General features: G+C 35.4%; 7 protein-coding genes, 3 tRNA genes and 2 riboswitches. Of the genes, 9 read left to right on the top strand and 1 reads right to left on the bottom strand.

The features are described 5' to 3' along the window. From BR72_RS11240 to BR72_RS11220, 5 genes are all read left to right on the top strand, one after another. Positions 1 to 77: transfer RNA gene (locus tag BR72_RS11240), tRNA-Ile, on the top strand. Between the two features lie 3 nt (positions 78 to 80). Beyond that, positions 81 to 155: transfer RNA gene (locus BR72_RS11235), tRNA-Asn, on the top strand. Between the two features lies 1 nt (position 156). Then, a tRNA-Glu gene (locus tag BR72_RS11230) sits at positions 157 to 228 on the top strand. Between the two features lie 632 nt (positions 229 to 860). Then, positions 861 to 1,280: a CBS domain-containing protein gene (locus BR72_RS11225; RefSeq protein WP_035433048.1), complete on the top strand. Its 420-nt coding sequence runs from the start codon at positions 861 to 863 to the stop codon at positions 1,278 to 1,280. A 264-nt stretch (positions 1,281 to 1,544) separates the two neighbouring features. Beyond that, positions 1,545 to 2,696 carry a DUF3965 domain-containing protein gene (locus tag BR72_RS11220; protein ID WP_035433046.1) on the top strand — a complete coding sequence of 384 codons (1,152 nt, stop codon included), beginning with the start codon at positions 1,545 to 1,547 and terminating at the stop codon, positions 2,694 to 2,696. 774 nt (positions 2,697 to 3,470) lie between these two features. Here BR72_RS11220 and BR72_RS11210 read toward each other — a convergent pair. Continuing rightward, on the bottom strand, positions 3,471 to 4,628 hold the full coding sequence (locus tag BR72_RS11210) for an SH3 domain-containing protein (protein WP_035433042.1): 1,158 nt from the start codon (positions 4,626 to 4,628) through the stop codon (positions 3,471 to 3,473). 555 nt (positions 4,629 to 5,183) lie between these two features. Further along, a riboswitch (TPP riboswitch) is annotated at positions 5,184 to 5,291 on the top strand. Positions 5,292 to 5,350: 59 nt separating this feature from the next. Next, a riboswitch (TPP riboswitch) is annotated at positions 5,351 to 5,451 on the top strand. A gap of 86 nt (positions 5,452 to 5,537) precedes the next feature. Between BR72_RS11210 and tenA the strand changes: the two genes are divergently transcribed. From tenA to BR72_RS11190, 4 genes are read left to right on the top strand one after another with little or no spacing between them, the layout of a single operon-like run. Next, on the top strand, positions 5,538 to 6,233 hold the full coding sequence (gene tenA, locus BR72_RS11205; protein WP_035433040.1) for a thiaminase II: 696 nt from the start codon (positions 5,538 to 5,540) through the stop codon (positions 6,231 to 6,233). Continuing rightward, a complete protein-coding gene (locus BR72_RS11200; protein WP_035433038.1) occupies positions 6,202 to 6,945 on the top strand; it encodes an ABC transporter ATP-binding protein in 744 nt (247 codons plus the stop codon). The genes tenA and BR72_RS11200 overlap by 32 nt, the downstream gene beginning before the upstream one ends. Then, positions 6,942 to 7,694 carry an ABC transporter permease gene (locus BR72_RS11195; RefSeq protein ID WP_035433036.1) on the top strand — a complete coding sequence of 251 codons (753 nt, stop codon included), beginning with the start codon at positions 6,942 to 6,944 and terminating at the stop codon, positions 7,692 to 7,694. The genes BR72_RS11200 and BR72_RS11195 overlap by 4 nt, the downstream gene beginning before the upstream one ends. Continuing rightward, positions 7,691 to 8,692, top strand: a complete 1,002-nt coding sequence (locus tag BR72_RS11190) for an ABC transporter substrate-binding protein (protein ID WP_035433034.1) — start codon at positions 7,691 to 7,693, stop codon at positions 8,690 to 8,692. The genes BR72_RS11195 and BR72_RS11190 overlap by 4 nt, the downstream gene beginning before the upstream one ends. The last annotated feature ends 5 nt before the right edge of the window (positions 8,693 to 8,697 follow it).

Here is an 8,697-nt window from a genome sequence, read left to right as displayed (position 1 = left end):
GGGCCTATAGCTCAGCTGGTTAGAGCGCACGCCTGATAAGCGTGAGGTCGATGGTTCGAGTCCATTTAGGCCCACCATATTCCGCAGTAGCTCAGTGGTAGAGCTATCGGCTGTTAACCGATCGGTCGTAGGTTCGAGTCCTACCTGCGGAGCCATGGCCCGTTGGTCAAGTGGTTAAGACACCGCCCTTTCACGGCGGTAACACGGGTTCGAATCCCGTACGGGTCATTATAAAAAGAGTCAGCAGAATGCTGACTCTTTTTTGTAAAGAAAAATAATATTATGTATTATACCTTCCATATTCCTTCTTTGATTAATGAGCTCCTTATACATATGTTTATTTGGCTACTTTTGTGCAGTAAGAAGTAGTTGAATATAGCAATCCTACTGATGGTCGTTTCACGCTATGATAACAATTAGTATATTTTTTATTATAAATAATGAAGGATTTTGTATGGTTTTGTGTAATTAGGAAAGAATATAGTACATTATTTTATTACTAATTTATTATTTTAGCTATACTTAGGTTACAGTTTAAAGTATTTCTTTTACTAGCCTCAACTTACTTATTGCTCTGTATTTTTACAAGTTGTTTTCTGAAATCAGAACGATAAAGTTATATTTACTCTCCGTAATTCTAATGTTTTTAGAATTGATCATTATAGCAACGAATATCCAATTTATTTTATGGTTAGTAGTTAAGCATCTGATTGGGATTTTAAACAATGATGTTTCGTTTCCTTCGTTTTCTACATTTGTTTTTAGTGAGAGATGGTGTCAGGTTTACCTTTTAAGGAACTTGCGAATTGAAATGTAGAGGGTTGGAAATGCTAAGGTGTGTAAAGGAGGGTAAACGATTTATGACAACTGTTCGAGAATTGATGAGCACAAATATTGTACAATGTACACCATTAGATAACGTATATGAAGCGGCTGTAAAAATGAAAGAAGAAGATATAGGAATGATTCCTGTCGTGGAGAATGATCAAGTTGTTGGTCTAGTAACAGACCGCGACTTGGTTGTGCGGGGAATTGCAGAAAAGCATCCAGGTTCCAATCAAATTACAAATATTATGACAACAAAAATTATTTCCGTATCACCTGATGACGCTATTGAAAAGGCGACTGAGTTAATGGCACGTTACCAAATAAGAAGATTGCCAGTAGTTGAACATGGGCAACTTGTTGGAATGCTATCACTTGGTGATTTAGCAACGACTAAATATGCAGATGATCAGGCAGGCGAGGCCTTAAGCGAAATATCAGAACAAACAGACTAAAGAAAGCAAAGATGTAGTGAAGGATAAACTATTTACATGGACTCCATTCGTTTCATTCATAATCTGTGGGGGCTTCCCCGCAGATTAAATTAACTTTTTATATAATCACTTTTGACGTTTTTGTTAATAACTATTAATATATGAAAAAAATGGTATACTTATGAATATAAGTATTATATGTTATTTTGAATATAGTGATATTCATAATTAATTTAATAGCATTCAAATATTTTATCATACATATAGAAAATGGGGGGGAATTATATGGAGATTATGCAAACCGAGCCTAATTGGAACTTGGTTACGGATGCGTATGTGGAGCCGAAAAATTTTGCTGATTTACTTTCTTTGCTTATACCAGAGTATCCAAAGGGAGAAGGAAAAGAACGAACGATTCTGGCTTGGAAAGAAAAAGAATTTTATAAGAAAGAAAATTTAATTCCTTTTATTTTATATGGAATGAAAAAATTACATGATTTGCCGAAGTTTCATAAAGATGAAATGCCAACTTTAGTCCGAATTATTCGTTTATGTCAACAAGTAGGATGGTATCAACAGGCTTATGATTTTATGGTTGCAGAAGGATTAGAGGAATTCGTGCAAACATCGCTAGAGTACGAATCATGGGATGTATTTACACAAGTGGTTGCTTGGAATTATTTAATTATAAAACAGAAAGTTACGGAATTAGAAAGTAATGATGCTTTTATTTGGGAAAGAATTAAATTTAATGTAGAGTGTATTGAAAAGTATAAGACACTTTTGTCTCATAAAGAAATGATGGAGATTATGTTTCTGTTTCTTTGTAAAGAAGCAAAGGGATTATCAAAAGAGCAGTTAGATGAAAATTTAATGAAGTTGGCGATATATTGCAATACATATATTTGTGATGTATATACGTTAGATTTATTAAAAAAATATAGAAAATGTACAGATTTCTTAACATATTATGAACCAAGCCGTGCTGCTGTAGCATGTCAACGTGCAGTGATTGCACAAATGTCTGATCGCCTTAATCCGTTGAAGACAATTCATGTTGATGATTATTTATTTGTTATAAAAGAGATAATGGAGCATATATCCTTTGAATTTATAACAAAATATGAGCACTTTATTGGGAAATTACTATCATATATTCCATTTTTTGAAATGATTCAAGTTCCACAACAAATGTATTATTGTGAAGAACTTATGTTTATATGCAAAGGAATCGGTTATAAGGAGGAACTACTACGCAATTATATATTTGTTCAATTACCAAATTGTTTCCCATCCTTTATTAAACAATTTTTAAAGAATAAGCGTTATGCATCAATACATGACATTTTATTTTATTGGTGCAGTGATGAACAACGTATGAATCTAGAACATAAATATAATTTAAACTTTATTTATGAGCAATATGCATGCGGTTAAAATAGTTTTATATTTATACTAGTAAAAAACTTTTTTAGAGGCGGTCACGGTCTTTTCCTGCCACGTGCGATCATGTTTTATTCTATATTGCGGTGACTTGTATGTTGAAAAATTAAAATGATATATAGTATGTTTATTCTTATATAAGGATCTGGCTAAAAAGTCCACTTTTTAGTCAGATCCTTTTCCTTTTCGGTACGATTCAGCTCAGTAAATCGACTATTTTTATATCGAATATTGTCGAAGGGTCTTTATATCATGTCGAAGCGCCGATATATTCTAAAAAGTGGTCGATATATCGTGAAAAGCGCCGATATATTGCAAAGAATGGTCGATAATGTAAAAAAGGATTCCACATCATGTGGAATCCTTTTTTAGTAGTAAAGAAAGTAATGTCAAAGAATTGCGGCGTTATTTTCCTATTTTCCACGTTTTTTCATGTTGTTGCTTTTGTTTACGATATTCTGGAACGTATATATACTGAGATACTATAAGAAGAATAGTTATAAAAAATACTGGAAACATTGCGGAGACATGGAAGCCATTATAAATAATGCTTGTTAATAAAGAACCTATAATGAATAGTGCGGTATATATGTGTGAAATATGTCGCTTTAGTCGGATCTTGAATATTTCCATAATCACTTCGCAAGCAACAAACGCAATAATAATGTTTAATAATACAATGTTTGTGTTATAAATTAATAAGCAAAAAATTAACCCGAAAAATGCTAAATACTCAATAAGTAACGAAATATTACGTGCCATAATGCGTTACCTAACTAAGAAAGGAAGTGGATTTACAGCATTTGTTTTTTTAAGATTCCATTCCCCGTTATGTAATTCAAAATGTAAGTGTTGACCAGTTGAATGGCCTGTATTTCCCATATAACCGAGCAATTGGCCTGTTGCCACTGTATCTCCTGCTTTGACAGCTCGACTTTTCATGTGAGCATATACAGTTGTGTATAACTTCCCGTTTATATGATGAGCAACAAATACAACATTTCCGTAACTTGTAGAATAATATGATTTAACGACAGTTCCAGGTGCTGAAGATTGGATTGAAACATCTCCTGTTGCTGCAAAATCTATACCATAGTGCATTGCTCCCCAGCGTTCTTCAAATCCTGAACTTATTTTTCCTTGAGTAGGATATTTAAATACAGCTGGAATAGATGGTGTAGCTTGCTGTTTGGGTTGTTGTTGCTGCTGTTGTACTATATAATGCTGTGCGACATAGCCATATCCTGATCCATAGCGAATTTTATACCATGTTCCCAAATTCTCAACGACTTGTACTTGTGTTCCATGTGTTAAAGAACCGATAATAGCTGTATTTGTTCCTGCTCCGCTACGTACTTTTAATGTAGGAGTGGCAACAGAATAAGAATTTCCACCTTGTACAGTAATTCCTTTTACTAATGGTTGATCAGCGTTAGATAAAAACTCTTTCTTTACATAGCCGATTGTTCCATTATGTACAATTTTATACCATCCTTCTCGTTCCTCTTGAACAGTAACAAATTTCCCATTTGGTAATACAGTAATAATTTTAGATTGTGTATTTGGTTCAGTGCGAACGTTTAATACATCTGTATTTACGATATACTGATTCCCACCATCGTGTGGTTTTGTTAAAGAAATTGCTTCTTTTTTGACATAGCCAGTTTTATTGTGAGCGTAAATTTTATACCATTCATTCGTTGTTTCAAGAATTGTAACGGGAGTGTCACGTGTAATGCTGTCAATAACAGAATCTGCCCCATTAGGACTATTGTACATTTGTAATGTTTCTGTTTTTACATAACCAATTTTGGTTTTTGCTGTTTGCTCTGCTGCTGCGGTATGTACATTAGATTCTGCTATAGAGGGAAGCATAGCGGCAACTGTTACAGTAGTTGCTGTTATTGCTGCGACTTTTAAATTCATATATTCATAGACCTCCTTATGTAATAAGCTATTATGAATGAAATCATAATATAAAGCTGTTGAGTTTGTAATATATTTGTTGATTCAAGACAAGTAAATATTTTTTCTCTATATACAAGTTAAAAAATCGACTTAAGGAGAGCATCTGGATGAGCTCCTACCGCACAAGCTATGCTATATTCTGCATAGTGGCGACTTACATGTCGAAAGATTTAAATGGATATATAATAAAAGGATAGCAGATTTATAGCCGTTCTGGAAATAGATAGAAGAAATTCATTTTTTTCTGAACTTACAGTATGTTTTTGAAATATTTTCGTAACTACTCATCCATACATTTCATTTAGAAGTTTGGTAAGAGGTATTATTCTAGTGAAAATAAAAAAGGCCCTAACTACTCCTATACATAGCCAATCCCTCCCAGGCCATGAAGAAATGCTTTTCTGTCTTTTTTTCATAGAGGGACTGAGTAGTTACATATTTTCTTTTGTTTAATTCAAAATGAAAAGAGTTGCCGATGAGATATGGTGATGGTATACTGACTATGTTAAATGAATATACTGCTAGGGGAGCTAGTGTTGCTAGCTGAGAGTAGACCGATAGTCTTTGACCCTTGAACCTGATCTAGATGATGCTAGCGTAGGGAAGCAATTTGGACGATATAAATAACGTCCCCGTTTCTTTATGCATAGAAACGGGGATTTTTTCTTAACAATTTTATAGAACACCACTAGGGGTGCTTAAAAGCTGAGAGAGGTAAAAACCTTAACCCTTATAACCTGATCTAGGTGATGCTAGCGTAGGGAAGTGGAAACAACAAATGAGTTTTTCTTTTGTTTGCTGTGGCCACTTCTTATATGGAAGTGGCTTTTTTATTTGGAAACATACATACAGGAAGGGGAAGCGGAGATGACATTTTGTGAAAGACTATTTGAAAAGGTGCAACCTATTTGGGAGAAGAGTCACAATCATCCATTTGTAACAGGGATGGGAGATGGAACGTTAGAGAAAGATAGATTTCAATATTATATTGTTCAAGATTATTTGTATTTGTTAGATTACGCAAAGCTATATGCAATTGGTGTTGTCAAAACAACAAATCCAAAAGTGATGGCGAAATTTGCTGAACAAATTGATGGAATTTTAAATGGGGAAATGACGATTCATAAACAATATGCAAAACGCTTAGGAATTTCTGTTGAAGAGATGGAATCCGCAAGGCCATCAGCTATGAATCTAGCATATACAAACTATATGATGTCTGTTTCTCAAAACGGTACACTGGCTGAGCTAATTGCAGCATTGCTTCCATGTATGTGGAGTTATTGGGAGATTGGAAAGCGTTTAAATGCGATTCCAGGAGCACGCGATCATGAATTTTTTGGTGAGTGGATTCAAGGATATAGCTCTGAGGAATACGGGAATCTTTGTGTATGGTTAATTGATTTATGTAATGAAATTGTAATTGGGAAAACAGAAGAAGAACGAAATCGTTTAGAAGAGATCTTCTTATATTCCAGCCGTTTTGAATATTTATTTTGGGATATGGCATATCGTAAGGAGATGTGGGGGTTTGAAGAGCAAGAACATACTACAATTTCATAACGTTTCTTTCCATTATGATGAGAAACCGATTATAGAGGGTCTTAATGCTGCAGTACAAGAAGGGGAATTCATTAGTATTATTGGGCCAAGTGGCTGCGGGAAAAGTACATTGTTTCGGCTTATTACGGGACTTGAGAAAGAAAATGCTGGCACGATTGATGTAATGGGAACAACTCCTGTTGGCTATATGCCGCAAAAAGATATGTTACTCCCGTGGCGAACCATTATTGAAAATGCAGCTTTGCCTCTTGAATGCCAAGGAATGAAGAAAAAAGAAGCGCAAATGAAAGCACTAGAGCTGCTGGCGCAGTTTGGACTGCAAGGATATGAAAAGAAGTATCCAAAAGATTTATCAGGCGGAATGCGGCAACGCGTATCGTTTATTCGGACGTTGTTAACGGGAGGCGACCTCTTACTATTAGATGAACCGTTTAGTGCACTTGATGCATTAACGAAGGCATCTCTGCAAGAATGGTTGTTTGAACAATGGAAACATTGGCAAAAAACGATTTTGTTTATTACACACGATGTTGATGAAGCGCTGTATCTTTCTAATCGTATTTTTGTCGTAACAGAGCAGCCAATTACATCATTAACTGAGCGAGTTGTACCCCTTGGACAAGAGCGCTCTCGAAAGGATTTGCATCGCCTGGAAATGCTGGCGTTAAAAGATGAACTTATTGGCATGTTGCAAAGACAGGTGCTTGTATGAAGCGAATTATAGATTATGTTCCGGCTATTATTGTAACTGCTATTTTGCTGATTGGATGGGAAATAGGGGCACGGATTCTTGATGAAATGTACATTTTGCCGTCTCCAAGTGCCATTGTTCGAAAAATATGGGATTTGCGGGATATATTGCTTACGGTGCATTTACCAGCAACGCTTTCTGTTACAGTGATCGGCATTGTCATTTCTATCGTATTAGGCGTTGGGTTAGCGATGTTGATGAGTATGAGCTCATTTGCTGAGAAGGCATTTTATCCGCTCTTAGTTGCTTCACAAACGATTCCCGTTACAGCTTTAGCACCATTATTTGTTTTATGGTTTGGTTATTCGATTTGGAGCAAGGTTGTTGTCACAGTACTGATTACGTTCTTTCCTATTGCAGTGAATACGTATGATGGCCTTTGCAGTACGAAAAAGGATTGGGAAGAGCTTTTAATTACATATGGTGCAACAAAAAAAGATATATTTTTCAAATTGAAATTGCCGTCTGCGCTTCCCTATTTTTTTTCAGCTTTAAAGGTAGCTGTGCCATTTAGCGTGATTGGGGCAGCAATTGGTGAGTGGCTCGGGGCACAAGCGGGGCTAGGCTATTTTAGTAAACGAATGATGACACAAATGGATGGTGCGGGTGTGTTTGCGCCAATTGTTTTATTGTCATTACTCGCTATTTTCTTTGTATTACTCGTTTCGATATTTGAGAAGAAATTGATTAGTTGGAGGAAGCATTCATGAAACTAGTAAAACGCATCTTTGTGTTTACATTATTAATTGCGATGATTGCTGGGTGTTCTAGTAATTCAGCATCAGAAAAGAAAAAAGGTGAAAAAGAAGTAACTGTTATGCTCGATTGGTACCCAAATGCAGTGCATAGCTTTATTTATGCAGCAATTGAAAAGGGCTATTTTAAAGAAGAAGGTGTGAAGGTACATATTAAATTCCCTTCTAATCCAACTGATCCATTAACGTTAGCAGCAGCAGGAAAAGTAACGGTTGGATTGTATTATCAGCCTGATGTTGTAATTGCGAGAGCGAATGAACACATTCCAGTGAAATCTATCGGTGCCGTTGTTCGTTCTCCTTTAAACCACGTTGTCTCGCTAAAATCAGCAGGTATTTCTTCTCCTAAAGATTTGGAAGGAAAAACAATTGGATATTCAGGGACACCGCTAAGTGAAGAATATGTAAAAACGATGATTAAAGGAGACGGGGGAAACCCAAATAACGTAAAAGTAGTCGATGTTGGTTTTGATTTAGTACCGGCTCTTACTACGAAAAAAGTAGATGCTGTTACAGGGGCATACATTAACCATGAAGTTCCAGTCATGCGTCATGAAGGTTACGAGCCAGCATATTTTAACCCAGCGGATTACGGTGTACCGAACTATCATGAACTTGTATTTGTAACAGGCGACAAAGCATTGAAAAAAGATAAAGAAACATTACAAGCCTTTTTACGCGGGGCGAAAAAAGGTTATGAATTTATGAAAAAAAATCCAGATGAAGCATTAAACATTTTATTAAATCATCAAGAAAAAGAGAATTTCCCGTTGATTCCAGAAGTTGAAAAAGAAAGTATGAAAATTTTATTAGACAAAATGGAAACGAAAGATGAACCATTTTTATCAGATACAGCAAGTTCGTGGGAAAAACAAAACAAGTGGTTAAAAGAAAAAGGAATGACAAAAGAAATGGTTCCGGCAAATGAGTTGTTTGAAAACATTTTAAAGTAGGCGAA

Origin of the sequence: Bacillus sp. UNC322MFChir4.1, assembly GCF_000746135.1 — a bacterium.
Taxonomy (GTDB): domain Bacteria; phylum Bacillota; class Bacilli; order Bacillales; family Bacillaceae_G; genus Bacillus_A.
This window is presented reverse-complemented; position numbering and strand designations above follow the sequence as displayed.